The following is a 21,860-nucleotide window of genomic DNA, read 5'->3' as shown; positions in this document are numbered from 1 at the left end:
CTATTGGCATGTCAAAAACTGCCATATCGGTTATTTGCACTTGGAGTGTTCCACCAGGCATCGATATTAATTACGCTGGCATACCTTCCGCGGTAGCAAGGTCTAAGAGTAAAAAGTTGGAAATTGAATTAGCTGACGACATTCATAAAGAAATAATGGAGGTACAAATCGAAAAATCCGAAATCTAAAATCTCGAGTTACAGGTCCTAAAGGGATGGAGGGCTGGCTTGATTATCTACTTTAAGAGGAAGGCCGAGAGCCTAACAAACAAATCCAGCCGGACGCTTACAGCGTCGGCTGATTTCAGACGTTAGGCAAGAAATAAAAGGGGAAATGCTATGGCAAGAGCGAAAGTTTTTATCGTCGATCAAGATTATAAAGCCTAGTACATAGTTTATTCGTAGACCAACCATACAAGGAATAAAACGCCCAGTTGATAGCCGGTGGCGAACTGGTAAAGTACGAGTACCAAGCTGATGTGAAGGTCTTCATTGTTGACCAAGAGTATAAAGCCAACATATTAATCATGCGGAAAAATTTCCCTAGGTAGGTGATACTTTCATACCGGTCATGGATCGCAATCCATATAGACCGTAAGTGGAGCAAAGGAGTAGCTATGAATGAATAACAAAACTGGAGTCAATTAATGGGCGTCGTAGGAGTCCATTAGGTAGCGTCTTACTTGAGCTTCCTTGGCTTCCACACAGTCCCGACGACGAGGAATGTTCGAGGACCCGACCTGCTCTTCTGTAACTTAGACGGATCGAAAAGCGTATCCTTACACGTGAAGACAACTATATGGGCAGTACGGACTCGCGGACGTGGAGAAGAGAAAAACCTCCACCATTACGAGTGGGACATCGGCTGAAGTTCGGCCTAGGTGAATCACTCTCGCCTTTTCTTTGCTTTGGTTGACTTGAAGAAGTTTCAGGGGCTTCCAGATGTTTTCATCGTTCCCTCGCAGGTGATCTTCGGGTACTTCAAGGGCGGTGACCCTGTGACTTGGCACCGAGCGAGATATCAACCTTCGGTTGAGAAAATTGATCAGTACAAAAATAACTGGGCCCTTCTAAAAAAGCATTCGAAGGTTATATAAGTAACGTAACAAGCTTCCAAACAAATGGCCCCAGCGGATCGCTAATAAATCCCGCTCCCGCTGAGCTTTCATGTTGGAAAATCAATTGTTATGTCTAAATCTGGAAAGGGAAACGGGATCATTCCAAAAGGATATGACCCAATTGCGCCTATGTTGCTAATTGATACCTCTCTATTCAAAAACCTCGAAAAACTCGCAAAACAAACCGATTTACTCCTTTGGAATGCATATGATTCTGCTGTTCGCAAAACCTATAACAAGGTTAAATCGCGGCTGGTTTTTCCTACGTTTGCAAACGGCAAGATTCGTGTCAGCGAACAGGAAGCTCGTTTTTTCTTTATTCGTGCCCTTGAAGATTCACCTTTTCTCTACTCAGTAGAGACTCCTACCCTTCGTCGTTACCACCAGAGTGGAAAGAGCTCGAGCCGAGCCAGTTTCGATGTCACCATCCGTGATTACAAAACCAATTCTTTACTTAACTGTGAATTTAAGTTCGGTGGCATCTCCCCTCGGCGTAAGAGCAGCAAGTCCGTTGCAAAGGACCTTGAAAAGTTGCTTCGCGACCCGGGAGATGGACTCTGGTTCCACCTCCTTGAGGCTGTGGATAATTCAACTCTGTTAAATGTCCTCACTATAATCGCAAGGGACATTAAAGCTCTTCTATCTCGGTATCCTAATGAAATCGACCCGAAGTCCTTAGTGTTCCATATATCCGTTCTCCGACAGCACTTTTCGATACATAAGGAGGTTGTGCTTAATCCTAAAGCCGATATGGAGGCTTCACTGGAGCGTCAGCTAAACTTTACCTATAAAGTCACTCGAAATGCCATTCTTTCAGTTCAGGGGAAAAACGAATGGAGAGTCTTTCAGTTCCGCCGCCAAGATTTGGGGGGGAAACTTATTAGTCAGTCCATAAATGAATAAACATACTTTAGGAGGCATAGATAGTTGAGATTGTGCGAAAGAAGCTTATAATTTTATCGGGAAGACATGCCAAACGACGCAAAACATCCAAGGCATTAGACTAAAACACACAAGGCATTAGACCTCGTATCAAAGAAGCCGAAAACGCCCGCTCGCGCAACGGATGAGGCCTCCCTTCACGCCAGACATCTTCTCCGGGGTTGAGTTCGGACTATATCCAGGGGGCCAATACACCCCCAACCTTTCTTCATAACGGCAAACCATTTCAGAAACGTTGCTGGAATTAAAATTGTGGGCAAGCAATGAAAGTTCGGTATTGACAGAACAAGTAGGTTTGAGGCCAGGCTAAGATATCGGCAATTTGTGTGGGAGGGAATATCGGGAGGGCACGAAGAGAAATACTATCGAGTGAAGGATCAGCGTTATCTTGGGGGAGATGAATTTATTGACCGGATTGAAAGGGAGAAAGAAGGTTCGGAGGATTGGGTTTATGATATATCCTTGGGAACCCATTTCTAATTATGCAAGCCGAGTAATGAGAATCAGCAAGGACAAATTGTACTCGTTAAGTAGGGATCGGGAAGGGGCGTTAAGTTGTTCAAATCTCAAAGGCGTCCCTTTTGGCACCTCCAGGACGTCCCTTTTTGTACCATCGCGACCTTTCATTTCCTTTTTCAAGTCCATCCCATCTCCACGAAAAGACTTTAATTGAGTTTTTAATGAAATCCCCCGCTCGGGGTTTTCAAAACTAAACCGACTCCTCCTCCGGCTCGGTACGGATTGAAATTGGTTTAAGATCTGGTTAATCTGGTAGGGTCTTTGAGGGGCGATTTAACCCATGGCCAGAGAGAGAACGAACCAAAACTTCCTCGATCTCTTTTTTGAGCCGAACACAGTGGCGGTGATCGGATCGTTGAAGGGAGGGCTTTTCGGCGGCTCGGTGGTCATCCGCTCTCTCCTCCATGCGGGCTATTCGGGCCAAATCTTTCCTGTCAATCCGTCCTACCGGGAGGCCGTGGGGTTTAAGGTCTATCCGTCGATTCAAGCGGTTCCAGAAACGATCGACCTGGCCTTCGTGATCACGGCGGCCCGCTCTGTGCCGGGGATCCTAAAAGAATGCGTAGCAAAAAGGGTGAGGGCCGCCATCGTCGTCTCGGACGGCTTCGCCGAAAGGGATGAGGAGGGCAAAAGGCTCCAGGAGGAGATCGTCGCCATCGCCCAAAACGGGGGCATCCGAATCCTCGGTCCCAACACAGCGGGAGTGGCCAACCCTTCCAAAGGGTTCATCCCCAATCCCTATGCCATGGGCTACGAGAAGGTGAAGCCCGGGGCCATCGCCATCGGAGCCCAAACGGGGATGATCAATCCCCAGGCCTTTCCTTACGGAGATCTCCACTACGGGGTGAGCAAGATCTGTGATTTCGGAAACAAGGCCGACGTGGACGAATGCGACCTGATGGAATATCTCGAGGGCGACCCCGACACCCGTGTGGTTTCCCTCTATATTGAGGGGATCCGGGATGGCCGGAGGTTTTTAAGGGCCTCAAGAAGGCTCGCCTCGAAGAAACCCGTCCTCGTTTTGAAATCGGGAAGGACCACACAGGGGGCCGCGGTTTCCGCGTCCCATACCGGCTCCCTTGCGGTCGATGACCGGATCTTCGATGGAGCCTGCGCGCAGGCAGGCGTGATACGCATCAACACCTTTCGGGAGCTCTTCGAGCTGCCAAAAATCTTTGCCTTCCAACCCCTTCCCCGAGGAAACCGGCTTGGGATCGTCACCTTCACGGGCGGAGTCGGGGTGTTGGCCATCGACGAGGGGACCCCATATGGGCTGACCATCCCCCTCCTTTCGTCGGAGACCCGAAGAAGACTCAACGAAATCTTTCCCGGGATGGGGAGGCGGATCGTCGACGTGGGACCGGCCATGGCGGTCTTTGATGACTACATGCCCATTTATTCGAAAATCCTGAAGACGGTGATGGCCGATTCCTCGATCGACTCCGTCTTCAATGTCCTCTGGACCGGCCCTTCCGGGGAATTCCTCGAAGAATATGTCAGGATTTACCGAGAGCTTCCGGGCATTCCCAAACCGGTTGCCACGTGGGTTTACGGGCCGAGGACGGCTCCCGTTCAGGAATTAACCCGTGAGCTCGAGGACCTGGGGTTTCCCGTCTTTCCGGAAATGGAGATGGCCATCAAATCGCTCGCGCTGGCCTGGCAGTACGCAAAGAGAAAGGGAGGCAAGGGATGAAAAAGGCGACACGCATGTTCGATCAAGTCCGAAAGGAGGGGAGGCTCATCCTGACCGAATTCGAATCGAAGATGTTCCTGAAGGAGGCGGGAATCCCCGTCGTCGAAACCAGGCTCGCCCGCTCACAGAAGGAAGCGGTCCTCCTCGCCCAAAAGGTCGGGTTGCCCGTAGCCCTGAAGGTTAACTCGCCAGAGATTGTCCACAAGAGCGATTCAGGAGGGGTGAAACTTAATCTGAAGACCTCTTCCGAAGTTCGGAAGGCTTACCGGGAAATCCTCGAGGTCGTTCAGAAGAGGCATCCTTCCTCTCCCATCCAGGGAATCTCCGTCCAGAAGATGGTCAGGCCCGGTACCGAGGTGATCATCGGAACAAGCAAGGACCCCCAATTCGGCCCGGTGATCATGTTCGGATTAGGGGGGATCTTTGTGGAGGTCCTCAAGGACGTCTCCTTCCGGATCATCCCTCTTGGTCGAAGGGATGCCCTCGAGATGATCGAGGAGATTAAAGGCTACCCCCTCTTAAAGGGGTATCGGGGGAAGGAGCCTGCGGATATCCCCGCGTTGATCGAGACCCTCATGAAAGTCTCGACTCTGATGGAGAGATGGCCGGAGATCAAGGAGCTCGATCTCAACCCCATTTTCGCCTACAAAAAGGGGGCCCTCGCTGTGGATGCAAGAATCATCCTCGAAGGATGATCAAACCCCTTTTCTTCACGATGGGATTGTTCGAAAGCATCCGAGAAGCACGATCGGGACCCCTCAGATCTTTTCCATTCTACCCCGGATGACCTGCTTGAAGGCATCGACCACTCTGGGGTCGAACTGTCGGCCCGCATTCTTCACGATCTCCTCCATCGCCTCCCAGGGCGGCATCCCTTTGCGGTAGGGTCGGTCCGTGGTCATGGCATCGAAGGCATCGGCCACCGCGATGATCCGGGCACCGAGAGGGATGTCGGAAGCTTTCGGGTCCACGTTGGATTGGACATTTTGATCCATAAAATATTTATGATGGGAGATGACGATCGGAACGACTTCTTTGAGAACCGAGCCCACCGAGGTCAGAAGGTAGGCCCCTTTCACCGTATGTTCGCCCATGATCTCCTTCTCCTCGGTCGTCAACTCGGCCGCCTTCCGGAGGATCTCCCCGCTGATCTCCACCTTGCCGATATCGTGGAGCAAGCCCGCCACCCGCACATTCTCCACGTCCTTTCGGGACAAATCCATGGCGATGGCGATCTCCATGGCCAATTCCGAGACCCTCACCGAGTGGCCCTTCGTATAGCGGTCCGTCGATTCGAGATACTTCGAAAGGACCTCCAGGACTCCGATGTAGGCATTCTTCAAATCCTTCAGCCGTCGTTCGTTCTCCTCGTAAAGGGTCCCCACGGTGACGCTGGCCAGGATGAGAAACCCGCCCCATGAAAGAAGTTTTAAGGAGCCCTTCAGGACTTCCCCTCTTTCGAAGAAGCTCTCCGGGAAGAGGATGACGGAGATGACGATCATGAGGATCGAAAAGACCGCGGTCAGAACCCCCAATCGCCTCCCCAAGAAATAACCGGAGGCGAGGACGGGGAGGTAGTAAAAATTGAGGACGATCGATTTCTCCTCGATGAGGTGGGTCCCGACGATGGCGGCCGCCAGGATGATGAGGACGAGGATCTTCTCAAAATGTTTGACAATGAATTCTTTGACCTGGTCCATACCTCCCCCTCGGAGAACCCTTTTTTGACCCTTCCCTTGTATTTCAGATCGGATGGCGTTATAAATTTTATCATCTTAGCCATCGGATATCAAACGGATTTTGCCTAAAACGAGGGAGACCTCGCTCATCGGAAATCCCGGAAAAGGAGCTTGTCTATGAGCCAATCGACCGCTCCCGTGCCGACCGATTTCATCAGGGAGATCATCGATGAACATAACCGGACAGGCAGGTTCGGAGGGCGGGTGGCCACGCGCTTCCCTCCGGAGCCGAACGGCTATCTCCATATCGGCCACGCCAAATCGATCTGTCTCAACTTCGGAATCGCCGCCCAGTACGGAGGGACCTGTAATCTCCGGATGGACGATACGGACCCGAGCGGGGAAAGCCAGGAATACGTCGATGCCATCATCCGAGACGTCCGATGGCTCGGCTTCGACTGGGAAGACCGCCTCTTTTACGCCTCGGATTATTACGAACAACTCTACCAATATGCCGTCCAATTGATCAAGGAGGGCAAGGCCTATGTCTGCAGCCTGAGCCCCGAGGAGATCCGCCAACAGAGGGGAACCCTGACCGAGCCGGGGAAAGAGAGCCCTTATCGCAACCGGACCGTCGAAGAGAATCTCGATCTCTTCGCACGAATGCGGGCCGGGGAATTTGAAGATGGCACCCATGTCCTTCGGGCCAAGATCGACATGGCCTCTCCCAACATCACGATGCGGGACCCGGTCCTCTACCGGATCAAGCGGACCCCCCATTACCGGACCGGAACGAAGTGGTGCATCTATCCCATGTACGACTTCGCCCACTGCCTCTCCGATTCCATCGAGGGGATCACCCATTCGATCTGCACCCTCGAGTTCGAAAACAACCGGGCCCTTTATGATTGGATCTTGGACCAACTGAAGGTCGAGTGTCACCCTCAACAGATCGAGTTTGCCAGACTCAACCTCAGCTATACCGTCCTCAGCAAACGGAGGTTGATCGAACTCGTCGAAAGGGGTCTGGTGAACGGATGGGACGATCCTCGAATGCCCACCCTGGCTGGAATGCGAAGGCGGGGCTATCCGCCCGAGGCCATCCGGAACTTCTGTTCGAAGATCGGCGTGGCGAAGCGGGAGAACCTCGTCGATCTCTCCCTCCTCGAACACTGCGTCCGAGAAGACCTGAACGAACGTGCCCAAAGGGCGATGGCCGTCCTGAGACCGCTCCGCCTGGTCATCGATAATTACCCGGAAGGAAAGGTTGAAGAGATCGAATGTCCTAATCACCCCCAGAAACCATCCTTCGGGACCCGAAAGGTCCCCTTCTCCAGGGTGTTATATATCGAACGAGAGGACTTCCATGAAAACCCTCCCAAGAAATATAATCGATTGGCTCCCGGCCGAGAGGTCCGTCTTCGGTATGCCTATCTCGTCAAATGTGAGAGCCTGGTGAAGGATGAACGAACGGGAGAGATCAAAGAGGTGCACTGCACCTACGATCCTCAAACCCTTCATGGGTCGCCACCGGAGGGTCGAAAGGTGGAGGGGGTGATTCACTGGGTCTCAGCAGCACATTCCATCCCTGCCGAGGTCCGGCTATACGATCGCCTCTTCCAGGTGCCAGACCCGATGGCCGGAGAGGAGGATTTTCTCTCCTATCTCAACCCAAATTCCCTCGAAATCGTCTCCTCCTGCCGTCTCGAGCCAAGCCTGGCCTCCGCCACGGTGGAGGACCGCTTTCAATTCGAGCGACTCGGCTACTTCTGCCTCGATTCGAAGGACGCCACCCCACAGCACCTCGTCTTCAACCGCGTGGTTTCCCTCCGCGACACCTGGGCAAAAATTGCGAGCCAGGAAAAAGGTTAGTTCCTTTCGTTCATCAAACAAGGAAGGACCCGATGGAACATCGTGACGATCCTTTGGAAGGAATAGGCAGGGCCAAAATGGGCCGGGTGGTCGTGGGAAAGCTCGCCATGGGGGTCGATCTCCTCAAAGGGATCGAGGCGCTTGTCGAAAAAGAGCATATCCAGACGGGAATCCTCCTCTCGGGCATCGGGGCGTTGAGGAAGGCGACCTTCCGCAACCTCAAAGTCCTCCCTCCCGACCTGAAGGTTGAGCCGAAACATCGTCTCTACCTGGAACTGGATCAGCCCATGGAGATCGTCTCCTTGACGGGCTGGATCGCCACGAGAGAGGATGGGAGGCCGGAAATCCATGCCCACTTCTCTGCCTCCACCGTGATGGGTGATCAGGTCGTCACCCTGGGAGGACACCTCATCCCGGGAACGATCACCTCGGTCAAGGTGGTCGTGGTCATCGGGGTTCTGGAAGAAAACAATATTTCGGCAGGCCTCGACCCCCGCCTCGATCAGGTCGATCTCCAATTCTCGCCCAAAAGGCCATCTCCTCCATAGAGGGCCTCTTGGAAAAGGAGTAAGCGATCGAAGAAGCTCATCTCTTGGAAGGCTCCGGCAGGATTCGCTGATAATCGGGGGGCGGTAAAAAGAGGTCCTTTCCCAATTCCTTTCTCTCTATTTTTTTGACCTCCATGACGGGGATCGGCCCCAGGCCATAGGTGAGCTGGTAGTCCATCGTCAAGATGGGGAGGCCATAGGGCCTCAACTTCTCGTAGATCTCCCGGCCCTCCTCCATCTCCCTCTTGAACTCCTTGGAGAAACTCCTGGCCAGCCTCTCCATCACCCTCTCCACCTCACCGAGGTCTATGTCCCTGGTCATCCAGTTCTCTTCGAGCAGCTCGCCATCGGCTCGGACTTCTATCTTCTCGGTTTTAAATCCGTTGATCACGGCCCTCTGGCCGGTCCGAATCACCGTGATTCGCCTCTCCCTGGTCCTTACTCGGGGCACCGATCTCTTGAGGCGTTCCGCCACCTCCCTCTCCCAGAGGGAAAACTTTATCTCAACATAACTTCTCGAGCCATGGTCGATCATCACCAACCGATCCCCCTCAAAATCGATGATGGTGGAGACTCCGGCCTCGGGATGGTCCGTCCGAAATTGATGGCCCGAATAGGACCGGATGATCTTGACCATCCTCCCCTCCCGATCCTGATGGACTTCCTCGATGACGAGGCCGGACCAGGCCGATTCGATCATGAAGAGGAAGAACAGGATGCCAATCGTTGAACAAAAGATAAGAATCCTACCCCTCATTTGCCCTCTCCCTCACATCATGGATTGGCTCAGAAAGGCGGCCCAGAGAAACCCCACAAGGAGGACAAAGACCACGGGAAACCAGAGCAACCGGTAGAGACCCCTCCAGTCAGCCTTAAAATACTCCCTCGTCAGAATGAGACAGGGATGGAGAAAGGAAAGCATCACCCCGCAGATCCCGCCTGCAAAGGCGAGCATCATATAGGCGTGAAAATGGGGGTGAGGTCTAAGCAAGGGGATGAGGATGGGAAAGCCGATTCCGATGGGCGCCACCGTCATGCCGGTCATGAGGCCAACGAGGAACGGGATGAGGAGGGCGATCAGAAAGAGGGGGATGCCCAGGCGAGCCAAGGCCTCTGACACGGCAGGAATGGCCCGGGACGATTCGAGGACATTCTTGAACCCCATGACGAAGGCGATCGCCAAGAGCAGCTCGATGCCGAGGCTCTCCTTCACTCCCTTGATCAGGGCCTGTTTCCCGATCTTGAAAGCCACGATCATCCCGGCGATCGTGATCCCGAAGGCGATGACAAGCTCCACCTGAAACCCCACCACGAGGCAGAGGGCAAAGGCGAGGGGAAAGAGGTTCTTCAACAGGCTCAAAAAGGAATTCCTCCTCGGAAGGGATCCCGAAGTCCCGCTCCCCTTTGAAACGCCCCGGTAGCCCACGAGGATTCCGCCCAGAAGGGCGGCCGGTGTGAGGGGGAGATTGAGCCAGCAGAGCCTTCTCACCGGGACGCCGATCAGAGACGCCGCCAGGAGAAGAGCGGGATAGGTCGGAAGCACATACTCCCAGAGATGGCGAAACCAGTAATTGATGAAGGTCCGCCTTTCGGGAGAGAGCTTGAGCTCATCCGAACTCTCGACGACCATAGGTGCGGAGAGTAGCGCCCCTCCCACGATGGGCATTAATCCGATGATGGCGGGGAGCACGGCGATCACCAGCCGGGCATCTTTCAGGGTGGCTCGAAACCCTTCCATGATCTGATTCATCCGCCCCGTCTCTTTCAAGAGATTGCTGAAGAGGAGGATGGAGAAGAAGGCGCTGAGGAGCAAAAGCGTCCGCCCGTCGGCAAACGAAGAGGCCAGCCCTTCGGCGATCTTCTTTAGGGGCAAATGAAAAAGGAGGCCCAGGAGAAAAGTGGCCACAAGAAGGGCTACCCAGAGGCTGACCTTCCGATGGATCATAAAAAGGATCGCCAGGAAAACGATCCCGATCTTGACCAGCGCTACCACAAAGGGTCCTCCCGATGTGAATTTCCCTTTCGTGTTCGATCCCTGTCGGCCCTTAAAGCTCCGAGACCAGTTCCTCGATCCTCCGGTTCACCTCTTCTAACTGCCTGAGTTGGCGAGGGTCGGAGATCTCCTCGCTCGCCCTCCTTCTGAGGGACCTAAATTTCTTCCGAAGCCTCTTGTAATTTCTGTCCAGGTGCTTCAGAAGGTCATGAAGTTTTTCCTCGGATCTCTCCTCCGGGCCCACCTCCTCTTCGATCACGGAGCTCCCTTCGGGCCCGAAGAGGGTTCTCCTCTCCTGCCAGCGCGGGACGCTCACCTTTAAAGAAAACCGCTCCCGGATCTGACGGGCCAGTTCCAGGGAGGCCTTCTCTTCGCCATGATTGACGAAGACCTCCAGGTCGGGATTCTCGAAGTGGGAGAGCCAATCGAGGAGCCCTTTCTGGTCGGCATGGGCTGAAAAACCTCCCAGGGTATGGACCTTTGCCCTCACGGCGATCTCCTCGCCGAAGAGCCGAATGCTCTGGGCGCCATCGACGAGCCTTCTCCCCACGGTCCCTTCCCCCTGGTAGCCGACGAATACGATATGGGACTTCTCCTTCCAAAGGTGGTGCTTGAGGTGATGTTTGATCCTTCCCGAATCGCACATCCCGCTTGCCGAGATGATGATCCCCGGCCTCTGGTCTTCATTGATGGCCTTGGACTCTTCCGTGGTCCGGGTATAGTGGATCTCCGGAAGCGCCAGTGGGTCCTCGCCCCTCGCAAGGACATCCACCATCTCTCCATCGAAGCATTCCGGATGTCTCTTGAAGATCTCTGTGGCCGAGATCGCCAAGGGGCTGTCGATATAAATGGGGATGGAGGGAAGGAGCCCCTGTCTCATAAATCGTCCGATCGTGTAAATGATCTCCTGGGTGCGCTCGATCGCAAAGGCCGGGATGATCACCTTCCCCTGATCCCGGATCGCCTCCTGGACGATCCCTAACAGCTCCTTCTCCGTCTCCTCCTTCGATTTGTGGAGCCGATCTCCATAGGTCGATTCGAGCCAGAGGAGATCCGCCTCTCGAATGGAGGTGGGGTCTTTGACGATGGGCTGTCCCGAAGACCCGAGGTCTCCGGAAAAGACCAGCTTCTTCTTCTGGGTTCCCACCTCGACCCATACTTCGATGATGGCCGAACCGAGGATGTGGCCTGCGTCTTGAAAACGAACGGAGAGACCGTCGGCAAGGGAAAGGGTTTCGCGATAAGGGATGGGGAGGAAATAATGGAGGCTCCTTTCGGCATCCTTCAGTGTGTAGAGCGGTTCCATCCCCTCTCCGCCCGATCTCCTGTTTTTGCGGTTCTGCCACTCCGCCTCCATCTCCTGGATATGGGCACTGTCCCTGAGCATCACCTGGCACAGGTCGAAGGTTGCCCCGGTGCAGACCACCTTTCCCCGAAAACCCTCCCTCACCAACCTGGGAAGGAGTCCGCTGTGGTCGATATGGGCGTGGGTCAGGAGGATGAAAGAGAGGTCGCGGGGATGGTAAGGCCGGGTACGGAAGTTCCTCTTTTCCACCTCTTTCCCGCCCTGGAACAATCCGCAGTCGATGAGGCACTTCCAGGAACGGTTCTCCAAAAGGGTGGCCGAGCCCGTGACAGTCCTCGCCCCTCCCAAGAATTGAACGTGGATCAACCTCGGCCCTTTCCCGGTTCTAAAGGTTAACCGATTCCTAAAACAAAAACCTCAAATTTTCAACGAAAGTTGCCGATAGAATGAACAGAACCATTGACGAAAGGAAGTGAAGAACCCATAATAGGGTCGGGGGGAGCCATGCCGAATAACCATCAATACGTCGTCGACCGGATCTCGGCCCAGGAATCCTGGAGGATGTTCCACATCATGGCAGAGTTCGTCGAGGGGTTCGACACCCTTGCCAAGTACCACCCTGCGGTCTCCATCTTCGGCTCCACCCGGGTCAAACCGGGCGACGAGATCTATCAGAAGGCCGAACGGATCGGCCAGCTCTTGGCGGAGAACGGGTTCTCGGTCATCACGGGCGGAGGCCCGGGGGTCATGGAGGCGGCCAACAAGGGAGCGGCCCTGGCAGGAGGAAACTCCATCGGCCTCAACATCGAGCTCCCCATGGAGCAGAAACCCAACCCCTATGCGAACATCCAGCTCAGATACCGTTACTTCTTCGTCCGGAAGGTGATGTTCGTAAAGTATGCAGTGGCCTACGTCATCCTCCCAGGCGGATTCGGGACGATGGACGAACTCTTCGAATCCGTGACCCTCATCCAGACGAAGAAGATCAGGCCCTTCCCGGTCATCCTCGTCGGCTCCAGCTATTGGAAGGGCCTCCTCGAGTGGCTCAAGGAGGTCGTCCTCAAAGAAGGCAAGATCTCTCCTGAAGACCTCTGCATCCTTCAGGTCGTCGACGATCCAGAAGAGGTCGTCCGGACCATCAAGAAGACGGTCATCCTTTAACCGCCCTCCCTTTTTCCAATCTCCCGACATCCTCGGCCTTGATGGAGAGGATCGCCTCTCGATTGATAGGTCGCTGGGCCTTTCTGACGAGGGGACCAAACTTGCGGGGGACCCTCGCCTGGAGGGCGGCCCGGGCGTCCTTCAAGATCTCCCTCTGAAGGGGAGAGGAGAGATCGGCGTTCTGAACGATCCTTCGGAATCGCGCCCGCATTCGATCGTCGATCTGAAGGGTTCCCTCCGGCGGGTCGTAAAGCTCGAAGACGGCCCTCCAGTAGATCCCGGTCAATTCGACGGCCTCAAAGAAGAGGGAAAGGTAGTCTTTGAAGAAGAGAGAGAAGCTCTCCGAGGACATCCCCTGTTCCTTCCACTCCTCATAAGCGACTTTGTAGGGGCCGATCCACTTGAGGCCCCTGAGGATGAGGAGCAACCCGTCCAGCCAGTCTTCGATCCTCCCCTCTTCCGGAAAGACGCCATGGGTCTCGACAAAGGCCCTCTGGAGATAATAGCGGAACCAATCCGGCGCGTTGCGTGAACTTTCGGGCGAAATATCGACCCAGCGATGAAAGGCCTTCTCCATGAAATCTTCTTCGGGATAAAGGGTCTGAAAAAGGGCCACGTCCTGGTAAATCTCGCACCTGCGGTGGAGCTTCCGGTTCTCTCCTGCGCGGTAATAGGGGCCGGCGATCTCGTTCACCCTCCGGTGGATGATCTGGTCAGCGGCCATATGGGAGAGATACCCGCAGGTGAAGGCAAACTTATCGAGGTCAACGCCCTCCCATTCCTCCTCCTCCCAACGGGTATCCTTCCAGATCAGCTCGATCAGGGCGAGGGGAAATCGATTGGGGTCTTTCGAATGGAGAAGATAGGACCAGCCGTCCACGCCGAGGGGTTTGTCCGACCCTTCGAGGAGGAGGTTCTGAAGCCCCTTCCACTCGGTCCCGAAATAGGAGAGGTCAGGGCCGATCGCGCCGAGGTTGAGAAAGGGTTTATGCTGGTCGGCATCGAGAAGAGCGATAAACGATTCGTATTCGTCTCCCTCCTGAAGGACTTTGACCGCCTTGTTGCAGATGAGCAGATGGGCGATGCAGGCCGGCATGGTCTCCTCCTCTACCGGAACTCGCCAGACCATCTTATTTTAGAACGGATCGACGGTCAAGGGAAAGGGAAGGAGAGACGACCGCTTCGATTTGACAACCCCGAAGGGGACGTAATAAGCTTGAGGCGTCCATGTCAGAGACGATGAATCTTCCACCGAAGATAAAGATTGGCCTTGTAGACGGGGCGGCGGAGCTCTCCGGTCGACTGGATGGACCTTTTCTTATGGAAGGGATCGGCTCTGTCTCTGGCCGTTTTCTCCTGAGGCCGAGGCCCCCCTCGCTCCTTTTCAGAAACGAAGGGGGTTTTGAAATCTCCCCCGGCCCTTTGATCAGGCTCGCGGGGACCCGGGGTTCCCTCTTCACCCTCGAACGGGTCACCCTGGGAAGCCAATTCCACTGGGAGAGAAAGGAGGACCTCACATTTCCCGGAGATCTCCTCCTCCATTTGAGGGAGGACGGCACGATCTGCGCCATCAACGAGGTCGACCTCGAGGGGTATCTTGCGGGAGTCGTCTCCTCCGAGATGAATCCAGAGGCGCCGATGGAGTTTCTCAAGGCCCATGCCATCCTCTCGAGGAGCTGGCTTCTTGCGGGCCTGGGTCGGAAGGGCCGCTCGGACATCCCCATCGAGGGAGAGAAGGGCAAAGACGAAATCCTCCGTTATTATGGCCGGAGCGAACACGACCTCTACGATGTCTGTTCGGAGGACCACTGCCAGAGGTATCAGGGGGTCACAAAGATCGCTCCCCGGGTAGGAGAGGCGATCGAACAGACCCGTGGAGGGGTGATGGTCTTCGGTGAGGAGATCTGCGATGCCAGATATTCCAAGGCCTGTGGGGGGATCACCGAAATTTACCCCACTGCCTGGGAGGACCGTTCGATTCCTTATCTCAGGAGCATCTCGGACGGCCCTTCTCCCTTTCCGCCTCTCCTCGGGGAGAAGGAGGTCGAGGCTTGGATCCGATCGAGGCCCGAGGCCTACTGCAACGTGGAGGACGAAGAACTTCTCGGAAAGGTCCTGACAGAGACCGACCTCAAGACGAGGGACTTCTTCAGGTGGAGGGTCGAATATCCGAGGGAGGAACTGGAGGAGATTCTAAAGATAAAGTCGGGAATCGACTTTGGAGCCCTAAAGGAGATCGTCCCTCTTCGACGCGGTCCCTCGGGCAGGATCTCGCGGCTCAAGATCGCCGGGACGAAAAGAACCTTCGTCGTGGGAAAGGAGCTCGAGATCAGACGCTGGCTCTCGAGAAGCCATCTCTACAGCAGCGCCTTCGTCGTGAGGAAAGAGGCGGATCGTTTCATCCTCCTCGGGGCGGGCTGGGGACACGGGGTCGGCCTCTGCCAGATCGGCGCGGCAGCCATGGCCCTGAAGGGATGTTCGGCAGAAAGGATCTTGACCCACTATTTTCCGGGAACCGACCTGAAGAAAATTTATTGAGAAGCCTAAAAAGATCAGGGACGGGCGGAGGCTATTGACGATGGAGAAGAGACCCGCCTCACGAAACCCTTGGGCCTGGGTCCCCTCCCTTTATGTGGCCGAGGGGGTTCCCTATGCCATGGCCATGTCGGTCTCCGTCGTGCTCTATAAGCGCCTCGGGATCTCCAACACCGAAATCGCCCTCTACACGAGCTGGCTCTACCTCCCTTGGGTCATCAAACCCCTCTGGAGCCCCCTGGTCGAGCTCTTGAGAACGAAACGATTCTGGATCCTCCTCACCCAGCTCCTTGTCGGGGCCTCCCTGGCCTCCATCGCCCTCTCCCTCCCAACCTCCCGTTTTTTTCAGCTCACCCTCGCCTTCTTCTGGCTCATGGCCTTCTGCTCCGCCACCCACGATATTGCAGCCGATGGGTTCTACCTCCTCGGGTTGGAGGAGCATCATCGGGCCGCCTTCGTCGGCGTCCGGACCACCTTTTACCGTCTCGCCATGATCGCCACCCAGGGCGGGCTGGTCATCCTGGCGGGCACCCTCGAGGGAAGGGGGCAGTCGGTTCCGGCCTCTTGGACGATGGCTCTCTTGATGGTCTCGGGGCTCTTCTTCCTCTTTTTCCTTTACCACTCCCTGGTCCTCCCTTTTCCGGATTCGGATCAACCGGCACCCCGAAGGCCTGCGGCCTCTTTTCTCCCCGACTTCTTCCGTCCCTTCGGACTCTTCTTCAAAAAGAGGGAGATCTTCTCCATCCTCGCCTTCCTTCTCTTCTATCGTTTTGCCGAGACCCAGATCGTCAAGATCATCGCGCCCTTTCTTCTCGATCCCCGGCACAAGGGGGGACTCGAACTGACCACCTCCCAGGTCGGGATGGTCTACGGAACCGTCGGGGTCATCTCGCTCATGTTGGGAGGTCTCTTGGGCGGGTATGCCATTTATCGAAAGGGGCTCAGGTTCTGGCTCTGGATCATGGCAGCGGCCCTCCACCTGCCCGACCTCGTCTATGTCTACCTTTCCCAGGCCCTGCCCTCCCATCTCCTCTGGATCACCCTCTGCATCGGCCTGGAACAGTTTGGCTACGGCTTCGGGTTTACGGCCTATACGATGTTCATGATGATGATCTCGGAGGGCGAATACCGAACGGTCCACTACGCCATCGCCACCGGGATCATGGCCCTCGCCATGATGGTCCCCGCCATGGCAAGCGGCTGGCTCCAGGAACGGTTGGGCTATCCCGACTTCTTCCTCTATGTGATGGCGGCCACCATCCCCGGGTTTATCGTTACAGGCCTGGTGAAGATCGATCCCGACTTCGGAAAGAAGAAAGAGACGAAACGGGTATGAAGAAACGACGGTTCAGGACGGCTTTTATCCTCGGCGCGGGACTTGGAAAGCGCCTCAGGCCTCTGACCGAGAGGTGTCCGAAACCTCTTCTCGAGATCGGAGGCCGTCCCCTGATCACCTATGCGATGGATCACCTTATCGATGCCGGCGTAGACCGCCTCATCGTCAATACCCATCACCTTCCGGAGGCCTTTCGCCAAGCCTTTCCGGAGGGAAGGTGGCGGGGGGTTCCGATCCTCTTTCGCTATGAACCCGTGCTCCTCGACACCGGAGGGGGACTAAAAAATATCGAGGACCTTCTAAAAGAGGACGAGGCGATCTTCTGCTACAACGGGGATATCCTCTCCGACCTTCCCCTCGAACGCCTCCGAGAGGCACACGAGGAGAGGCGGCCCGAGGTGACCCTCGCCCTTAGAAGCCAGGGCCCTCTCCTCAATGTAAATCTTGACGAAGACGGAGCCGTCTGCGACCTCAGGGGGATTTTGAAAAATTTAGGGAGGAGGGCCTGCCAGTTCACGGGGATCTATGCGGTCGAAACCTCCCTCCTCAAGTCCATTGAAGCGGGCAGGGTGGAATCGATCGTCGATGTCCTGGTAAGAAGGATCAGGGAGAACCCGGGCTCGGTTCTGGGCGTCGTCATCGACGAAGGAGACTGGAAGGGGATCGGATCGGTCGAAGCCTACGAAAGATTAAGGGTTGCAAAACCTTGAGTTCCAATCGTGGAAGGCCTTTGGGAGGTATCGCTTTGTCGGCCAAGGGGCCTGATATCCTAAGTCTGAAAAAAGAGGGGATGATCCATTTTGTAAGGGCGGCCTTCGGCCTCGAGGAGAAGACCCCTGTCGAACTCTCACCTCTCGAGGGAAGGGGTTCGGACCGAAGCTTTTTTCGGGCCACATGGAACCTCACCGATACGGCCATCCTGATCCATTACGATCCCAAACGGACCGAAAACGCCTACTACGCTGACATCGGCCTTTTTCTGAAAGAAATGGGATTGCCCGTTCCGAAAGTATACGGGCACGACCCCGATCTCTCTCTGGTCGTCATGGAAGATCTCGGTGAGACAGACCTCTTTTCCTTCCGAAACGCTCCCTGGGAGGTCCGGAGGCGGCTCTATCGAAAAACGCTATCGGTCGCTTCCAAGCTCCATCGCCTGACCGAAAAAGACCTTCCAAGAGGCGGCCTTAAGCTCATGGAAGGGTTTGACCTCGATCTCTACCGCTGGGAACAGAACTACTTCAAAACCCACTTTGTCAAAAACCTCTGCGGGATCGAGCTCGGAATGGCCGATGAGGAGAAGATCGAAGGAGAATTCTTAAACCTCGCCCTGAGCCTTCTTCGGACAAAACCGTGCCTCATCCACCGGGATCTCCAATCGCAAAATGTGATGGTCCGTGACGGCGAACCCTATCTCATAGACTTTCAGGGGATGCGCTTCGGAAGTCCCTTTTACGATCTCGCCTCCCTCCTCTGCGACCCTTATGTCGGATTCGAAGAGGGGGAGCGGATGGAGCTCCTCGAGCACTATTACAGCCTCTTCGATCCGAACCTATCGCGGAATGAGTTCGAGAAGATCTTCTGGGAGGCCTCGGCCCAGCGCCTCATGCAGGCCCTCGGTGCCTATGGATATTTGGGGCTCGAGAAGGGCCTCCGGAGGTTTCTCTCCTATGTCCCGGCCGGCCTGAAGAACCTCATGCTGGCCCTTGGCCATCTGGAAGGTTTTCCCAATCTCACGCAACTGGCCTACAGGTGCCGGGAGAGGATCGAAACGAAAGGATGGCATCGATGAAACCCCTGACGATCCTCCTTCCGGATGGCTCCCCATCGGTCCTGGAGAAGTTCCTTCCCTTGAGGCGGACGGACCTTGTCGAAACCCTGATGACCTTTACCCGGGAATCGATCTGTTCGCCTTTTTCAGAAACCATTTTTCTTTCGGGGAGCTCCCTCACAGAAGGCAAGGTCCTCAATCGAATCCTTACTCTGGTGAAGACGGGCTACCTCCTTCTCGTCCTCGACCCGGAGGCCGTCTCGATTCGACCCGAGGGATTGAAGAGGCTTCTCGAGATCGCGGAATCGAGGGGGGCTGGCCTGGCCTATTCCGACTACTTCGAAGAGAGCGGTTCCCTGAAGAGGATACACCCCCTAAACGACTACCAGTTGGGAAGCGTGAGGGACGATTTCGACTTCGGAGCCCTCATCCTCCTCTCGGTCGAGGCAGCCAGGCAGGCCCTCGTTCGCTACGGTCCTGTTGAGGAGGTGAACTGGGCAGGCCTTTACGACCTTCGACTGAAACTATCCATTGACCACCCGATCCAACACGTCCCCGAACCGCTCTACTCCCTTCGGCAGAGGGAGGAATCTCCTTACGAGGCAAGGTTATTTTCTTATCTCGATCCCAGAAATAGGTCGCTTCAGCTGGAGATGGAATCGGTCTTTACCGACCATCTGAAGAGGATCGGCGCCTATCTTCCCCCACGGGTCAAGACGGTCGAATCGGCAAAAGCTCCTTTTCCGGTCGTGGCCTCGGTCGTCATCCCGGTCCGGGACCGGCGTGAGACGATCGGAGAGGCCGTAAGAAGCGCCCTCTGCCAGGAGGCCGACTTCTCCTTCAACGTCATCGTCGTGGACAACCACTCCACCGATGGGACAAGCGACCTCCTCTCCGGTCTGGCCAAGATCGATCCGCGCATCATCCACCACATTCCCGAAAGAAGGGATCTCGGGATCGGAGGCTGCTGGAACGAAGCCCTCTCCCATCCCTCCTGCGGTCGCTATGCGATCCAGCTCGATTCGGACGACCTCTATAGCAGCCCCTACGCCCTTCAAAGGATGGTCGATAAGCTTCGGCAAGAAGGCCTGGCCATGGTCATCGGCTCCTACACCCTGGTCGACTCCTCCCTGAAGGAGATTCCGCCGGGTTTGATCGACCACCGGGAGTGGACCGACGAGAACGGCCACAACAACGCCCTTCGCATCAACGGCCTTGGAGCCCCAAGGGGGTTCGACACCTCCCTCCTTCGAGAGATAGGATTCCCCAATGTGAGCTACGGGGAGGACTATGCGGTGGCCCTGAGGATCTGCAGGGAGTACCGGATCGGCAGGATCTACGAAAGCCTCTATCTCTGCCGTCGCTGGTCGGGCAATACCGATTCTGCTCCAGGGATCGTCGAGCGAAACCAGAGGGATGCCTTTAAAGACAAACTCCGTTCCGATGAAATATCGGCCCGCCAGAGGCTCCTCCGGGAGGGATGAAGGGGCTACTTCGAAGGACCTCCCCCCTCCAGTCTCAGATATCTCACCAGAAAGGCACCTCCCCCGACGATCCCGCCGAAGAGGACGAAACCGAGGCCGAAGGCACCGGCCTCACCGATCAGGCCGAGACCGGCCGTACCGACCCCTCCTCCGATGAGGAAACCGATGGGGACGGTGAGGGAGACGGTGAGGTTCTTCGTCCGGGGAGATCCGATCTTCGAGAGGGCGGCAAAGCCCGCTGGGAAGAAGCCTGTGGCCAAGATGGGCTGGAGAAAGATGATGGGAAGCACCCAGGGGACCGGGACCAGGCCGATCAGGCCGGTCGTCAATCCCGAGCTGGAGAAGACGATCTTCAGCGTCTTTTGTATCCCCAGACGGTCGGTCATCCACCCCGCCAGAAAGGAGGTGACCAGAGGCACCATCCTCGAAAGGGAGAGCAGGGTGTTGGCCAGAGTACGATCCATCCCCTTTTCCGAGACGAGATAGAGGGGAAGCATCGCATAGATGGCAAAACTTGCCCCCACTCCCAGGGCGAAGAAGGCGATCATCATGAAAAGGGAGGGTTCCTTCAGGATCGCCTTTAACGTGTCATAACGGGGGGCCTCTCCGGGAAAGTCCCCTCCCTTTCCCCATAAGAAAAAGAGCGCTCCCGACATCAAGGAGGCCCCTCCAAGGACAATCAGCGTCTCCTGCCAAGAAAACCATCTCAACAGCACTTCGGTGAGGAGAGGGGCCACGATGAAGCCGAGATTGGGCGCAAGTTCATGGATGCCGATGGCCTTTCCCCAGTGGCGCTGGCTCACCAGGCTGGTGAGGGTGGAGATCCCAGAGGGGAGGTAGAAGCCGGCCCCCAAGCCCAGGACGAGAAGCCCCGAGCGGATCGCCCAGGGATGGCGGGTCAGGCCAAGCCAGAAGAGTGCGCCTGCCAGGGCCAACGAGGAGAAGAGGATCGCCCCCCTGTGACGGAGCCTCGAAGAGATCGTCCCAGAGATCAACAAGCCGATGCAATAGCCCAGGGTGACGAGGAAGAAGAAAGAGCCCGCCTCATCGTGTCCGATCTTTAAATCCCTCTCGATCGTGGGCATCAGGGGCGAGAAGATCACCCTCGAGAGGAAGTTGATGAAGAAGATCGCCACGAGAAAGAGGAGAGGCCCCACATAAACCCTGAAGGGGGCATCGGGGGATCTCTTCTCAGCCGGCTCGTCACGAATCTCGCTTCCCATAGAAGAGGGATTATTTCAGGAACTCCTCGCGGATGGGTGAAAAGGCGTCGATCAACCTCGCCTTTGGCGTGAGGACCTGGACGCTATGAGGAACATGGGGAGGGACGCTGAAGAGGTCGCCGGGCCCGAGTTGAAGGACCTCGTTCCCGAGGAGGACCTTCACCTCCCCTGAGACCACATAGGAGATCTGTTCGTGGGGATGGGAATGGGGTGGGTCCATCTGGGAGGCGGGACCGTCTTCGAAATCGATCACCACCATCATCAGATTGGAGAGATGGGAAAGATATCGTTTTCTACCTGGGGCGATTTGCGTCGGCACGACCTCGGAAGATTGAATAAATCCCATCAGAGCGATTCCTTTCGGTTAAAATATCTCCCATCATAAAAATTACGGACGATTCTGTCAAGGCAACAAAAAGGCCGGCATCCTCTACCGGCCTTTTAAAGAATGTAGATTGTCCGGTGAGCAGTTTTACGTCATGCTCAGGACCAACGCATTGAGCCGCAGGTCGAGCAATGGGTCGCGTGGGGGAACAGCCATCTCATGGACCTCACCTCCTTTTCTTAGAGTTCATTGTAAAGGGAGGCTCCTCATCTGTCAAGGCGTTTTGCTCGATGGATGAAATCCTCTTTAAATTATGGCATAGTGGAAAGGGATAGCTTCCTGACCCCTGGGCCAGCGAA

The 21,860-nt window shown here is 55.7% G+C and carries 19 protein-coding genes; 12 read left to right on the top strand and 7 right to left on the bottom strand.

The genetic code is table 11. The features are described 5' to 3' along the window. From N3G78_10640 to N3G78_10625, 4 genes are all read left to right on the top strand, one after another. Nucleotides 1-188, top strand: a 188-nt coding sequence (locus tag N3G78_10640) for a hypothetical protein (protein ID MCX8118378.1), incomplete at its 5' end; no start/stop codon positions are given. A gap of 998 nt (nucleotides 189-1,186) precedes the next feature. Beyond that, a complete protein-coding gene (locus N3G78_10635; protein MCX8118377.1) occupies nucleotides 1,187-2,020 on the top strand; it encodes a hypothetical protein in 834 nt (277 codons plus the stop codon). Nucleotides 2,021-2,858: 838 nt separating this feature from the next. Beyond that, nucleotides 2,859-4,271 (top strand): CoA-binding protein, encoded by a 1,413-nt coding sequence (locus N3G78_10630; GenBank protein MCX8118376.1) that lies wholly within the window; start codon nucleotides 2,859-2,861, stop codon nucleotides 4,269-4,271. Then, complete coding sequence (locus N3G78_10625; GenBank protein MCX8118375.1) at nucleotides 4,268-4,966, top strand: acetate--CoA ligase family protein; 699 nt, start codon at nucleotides 4,268-4,270, stop codon at nucleotides 4,964-4,966. Before N3G78_10630 ends, N3G78_10625 begins: the two co-directional genes overlap by 4 nt. 63 nt (nucleotides 4,967-5,029) lie before the next feature. On the opposite strand, the gene N3G78_10620 is transcribed toward N3G78_10625, so the two are convergent. Beyond that, nucleotides 5,030-5,971 (bottom strand): HD domain-containing protein, encoded by a 942-nt coding sequence (locus N3G78_10620; protein MCX8118374.1) that lies wholly within the window; start codon nucleotides 5,969-5,971, stop codon nucleotides 5,030-5,032. Nucleotides 5,972-6,127: 156 nt separating this feature from the next. On the opposite strand from N3G78_10620, the gene N3G78_10615 reads away from it, so the two are divergent. After that, entirely contained in the window at nucleotides 6,128-7,822 is a 1,695-nt protein-coding gene (locus N3G78_10615) for a glutamine--tRNA ligase/YqeY domain fusion protein (protein ID MCX8118373.1), read from the top strand. 32 nt (nucleotides 7,823-7,854) lie between these two features. Further along, nucleotides 7,855-8,370, top strand: coding sequence for a DNA-binding protein (locus N3G78_10610; GenBank protein ID MCX8118372.1), 516 nt, complete (start codon nucleotides 7,855-7,857; stop codon nucleotides 8,368-8,370). Between the two features lie 37 nt (nucleotides 8,371-8,407). On the opposite strand, the gene N3G78_10605 is transcribed toward N3G78_10610, so the two are convergent. Genes N3G78_10605 through N3G78_10595 form a run of 3 tightly spaced genes read right to left on the bottom strand, consistent with a single transcriptional unit; the run spans nucleotide 8,408 to nucleotide 12,035 of the window. Further along, nucleotides 8,408-9,127: a DUF4412 domain-containing protein gene (locus N3G78_10605; protein MCX8118371.1), complete on the bottom strand. Its 720-nt coding sequence runs from the start codon at nucleotides 9,125-9,127 to the stop codon at nucleotides 8,408-8,410. 12 nt (nucleotides 9,128-9,139) lie between these two features. Next, a complete protein-coding gene (locus N3G78_10600; protein ID MCX8118370.1) occupies nucleotides 9,140-10,363 on the bottom strand; it encodes a DUF401 family protein in 1,224 nt (407 codons plus the stop codon). A 52-nt stretch (nucleotides 10,364-10,415) separates the two neighbouring features. Then, on the bottom strand, nucleotides 10,416-12,035 hold the full coding sequence (locus N3G78_10595; protein MCX8118369.1) for an MBL fold metallo-hydrolase: 1,620 nt from the start codon (nucleotides 12,033-12,035) through the stop codon (nucleotides 10,416-10,418). A gap of 138 nt (nucleotides 12,036-12,173) precedes the next feature. Between N3G78_10595 and N3G78_10590 the strand changes: the two genes are divergently transcribed. Further along, a complete protein-coding gene (locus N3G78_10590; GenBank protein MCX8118368.1) occupies nucleotides 12,174-12,830 on the top strand; it encodes a TIGR00730 family Rossman fold protein in 657 nt (218 codons plus the stop codon). Here N3G78_10590 and N3G78_10585 read toward each other — a convergent pair. Then, entirely contained in the window at nucleotides 12,820-13,926 is a 1,107-nt protein-coding gene (locus N3G78_10585) for a zinc dependent phospholipase C family protein (protein ID MCX8118367.1), read from the bottom strand. The two genes, N3G78_10590 and N3G78_10585, sit on opposite strands and share 11 nt — an antisense overlap. A 326-nt stretch (nucleotides 13,927-14,252) precedes the next feature. On the opposite strand from N3G78_10585, the gene N3G78_10580 reads away from it, so the two are divergent. The 5 genes from N3G78_10580 (at nucleotide 14,253) to N3G78_10560 (ending at nucleotide 19,953) form a co-directional block, all read left to right on the top strand. After that, the gene (locus N3G78_10580; GenBank protein ID MCX8118366.1) at nucleotides 14,253-15,368 is read left to right on the top strand and encodes a SpoIID/LytB domain-containing protein; all 1,116 of its coding nucleotides are present in this window, start codon (nucleotides 14,253-14,255) and stop codon (nucleotides 15,366-15,368) included. Nucleotides 15,369-15,408: 40 nt separating this feature from the next. Further along, nucleotides 15,409-16,701 carry an MFS transporter gene (locus tag N3G78_10575; protein ID MCX8118365.1) on the top strand — a complete coding sequence of 431 codons (1,293 nt, stop codon included), beginning with the start codon at nucleotides 15,409-15,411 and terminating at the stop codon, nucleotides 16,699-16,701. Beyond that, nucleotides 16,698-17,411 carry a nucleotidyltransferase family protein gene (locus N3G78_10570; GenBank protein ID MCX8118364.1) on the top strand — a complete coding sequence of 238 codons (714 nt, stop codon included), beginning with the start codon at nucleotides 16,698-16,700 and terminating at the stop codon, nucleotides 17,409-17,411. The genes N3G78_10575 and N3G78_10570 overlap by 4 nt, the downstream gene beginning before the upstream one ends. An 80-nt stretch (nucleotides 17,412-17,491) precedes the next feature. Next, nucleotides 17,492-18,490: a phosphotransferase gene (locus N3G78_10565; GenBank protein MCX8118363.1), complete on the top strand. Its 999-nt coding sequence runs from the start codon at nucleotides 17,492-17,494 to the stop codon at nucleotides 18,488-18,490. Next, the gene (locus tag N3G78_10560) at nucleotides 18,487-19,953 is read left to right on the top strand and encodes a glycosyltransferase (protein ID MCX8118362.1); all 1,467 of its coding nucleotides are present in this window, start codon (nucleotides 18,487-18,489) and stop codon (nucleotides 19,951-19,953) included. The genes N3G78_10565 and N3G78_10560 overlap by 4 nt, the downstream gene beginning before the upstream one ends. 5 nt (nucleotides 19,954-19,958) lie before the next feature. Here N3G78_10560 and N3G78_10555 read toward each other — a convergent pair whose 3' ends face one another. Continuing rightward, nucleotides 19,959-21,176 carry an MFS transporter gene (locus N3G78_10555; protein ID MCX8118361.1) on the bottom strand — a complete coding sequence of 406 codons (1,218 nt, stop codon included), beginning with the start codon at nucleotides 21,174-21,176 and terminating at the stop codon, nucleotides 19,959-19,961. A 10-nt stretch (nucleotides 21,177-21,186) separates the two neighbouring features. Next, nucleotides 21,187-21,522 (bottom strand): cupin domain-containing protein, encoded by a 336-nt coding sequence (locus N3G78_10550; GenBank protein MCX8118360.1) that lies wholly within the window; start codon nucleotides 21,520-21,522, stop codon nucleotides 21,187-21,189. Nucleotides 21,523-21,860: the final 338 nt, after the last annotated feature.

The organism is Thermodesulfobacteriota bacterium (genome assembly GCA_026415035.1).
In the GTDB taxonomy this organism is placed as follows: Bacteria; Desulfobacterota; BSN033; order BSN033; family UBA1163; genus RBG-16-49-23.
Note: the sequence above shows the minus strand (reverse complement) of the source record. Positions and strands in the feature narration are given on the sequence as shown.

What these genes read in the sequence shown, in the direction of transcription:
- N3G78_10555 (MCX8118361.1), bottom strand. Translation starts at nt 21,176, where the DNA reads ATGGGAAGCGAGATTCGTGACGAGCCGGCTGAGAAGAGATCCCCCGAT.
- N3G78_10575 (MCX8118365.1), top strand. Translation starts at nt 15,409, where the DNA reads ATGGAGAAGAGACCCGCCTCACGAAACCCTTGGGCCTGGGTCCCCTCC.
- N3G78_10625 (MCX8118375.1), top strand. Translation starts at nt 4,268, where the DNA reads ATGAAAAAGGCGACACGCATGTTCGATCAAGTCCGAAAGGAGGGGAGG.
- N3G78_10615 (MCX8118373.1), top strand. Translation starts at nt 6,128, where the DNA reads ATGAGCCAATCGACCGCTCCCGTGCCGACCGATTTCATCAGGGAGATC.
- N3G78_10585 (MCX8118367.1), bottom strand. Translation starts at nt 13,926, where the DNA reads ATGCCGGCCTGCATCGCCCATCTGCTCATCTGCAACAAGGCGGTCAAA.
- N3G78_10635 (MCX8118377.1), top strand. Translation starts at nt 1,187, where the DNA reads ATGTCTAAATCTGGAAAGGGAAACGGGATCATTCCAAAAGGATATGAC.
- N3G78_10620 (MCX8118374.1), bottom strand. Translation starts at nt 5,971, where the DNA reads ATGGACCAGGTCAAAGAATTCATTGTCAAACATTTTGAGAAGATCCTC.
- N3G78_10610 (MCX8118372.1), top strand. Translation starts at nt 7,855, where the DNA reads ATGGAACATCGTGACGATCCTTTGGAAGGAATAGGCAGGGCCAAAATG.
- N3G78_10550 (MCX8118360.1), bottom strand. Translation starts at nt 21,522, where the DNA reads ATGGGATTTATTCAATCTTCCGAGGTCGTGCCGACGCAAATCGCCCCA.
- N3G78_10590 (MCX8118368.1), top strand. Translation starts at nt 12,174, where the DNA reads ATGCCGAATAACCATCAATACGTCGTCGACCGGATCTCGGCCCAGGAA.
- N3G78_10565 (MCX8118363.1), top strand. Translation starts at nt 17,492, where the DNA reads ATGATCCATTTTGTAAGGGCGGCCTTCGGCCTCGAGGAGAAGACCCCT.
- N3G78_10605 (MCX8118371.1), bottom strand. Translation starts at nt 9,127, where the DNA reads ATGAGGGGTAGGATTCTTATCTTTTGTTCAACGATTGGCATCCTGTTC.
- N3G78_10630 (MCX8118376.1), top strand. Translation starts at nt 2,859, where the DNA reads ATGGCCAGAGAGAGAACGAACCAAAACTTCCTCGATCTCTTTTTTGAG.
- N3G78_10570 (MCX8118364.1), top strand. Translation starts at nt 16,698, where the DNA reads ATGAAGAAACGACGGTTCAGGACGGCTTTTATCCTCGGCGCGGGACTT.
- N3G78_10560 (MCX8118362.1), top strand. Translation starts at nt 18,487, where the DNA reads ATGAAACCCCTGACGATCCTCCTTCCGGATGGCTCCCCATCGGTCCTG.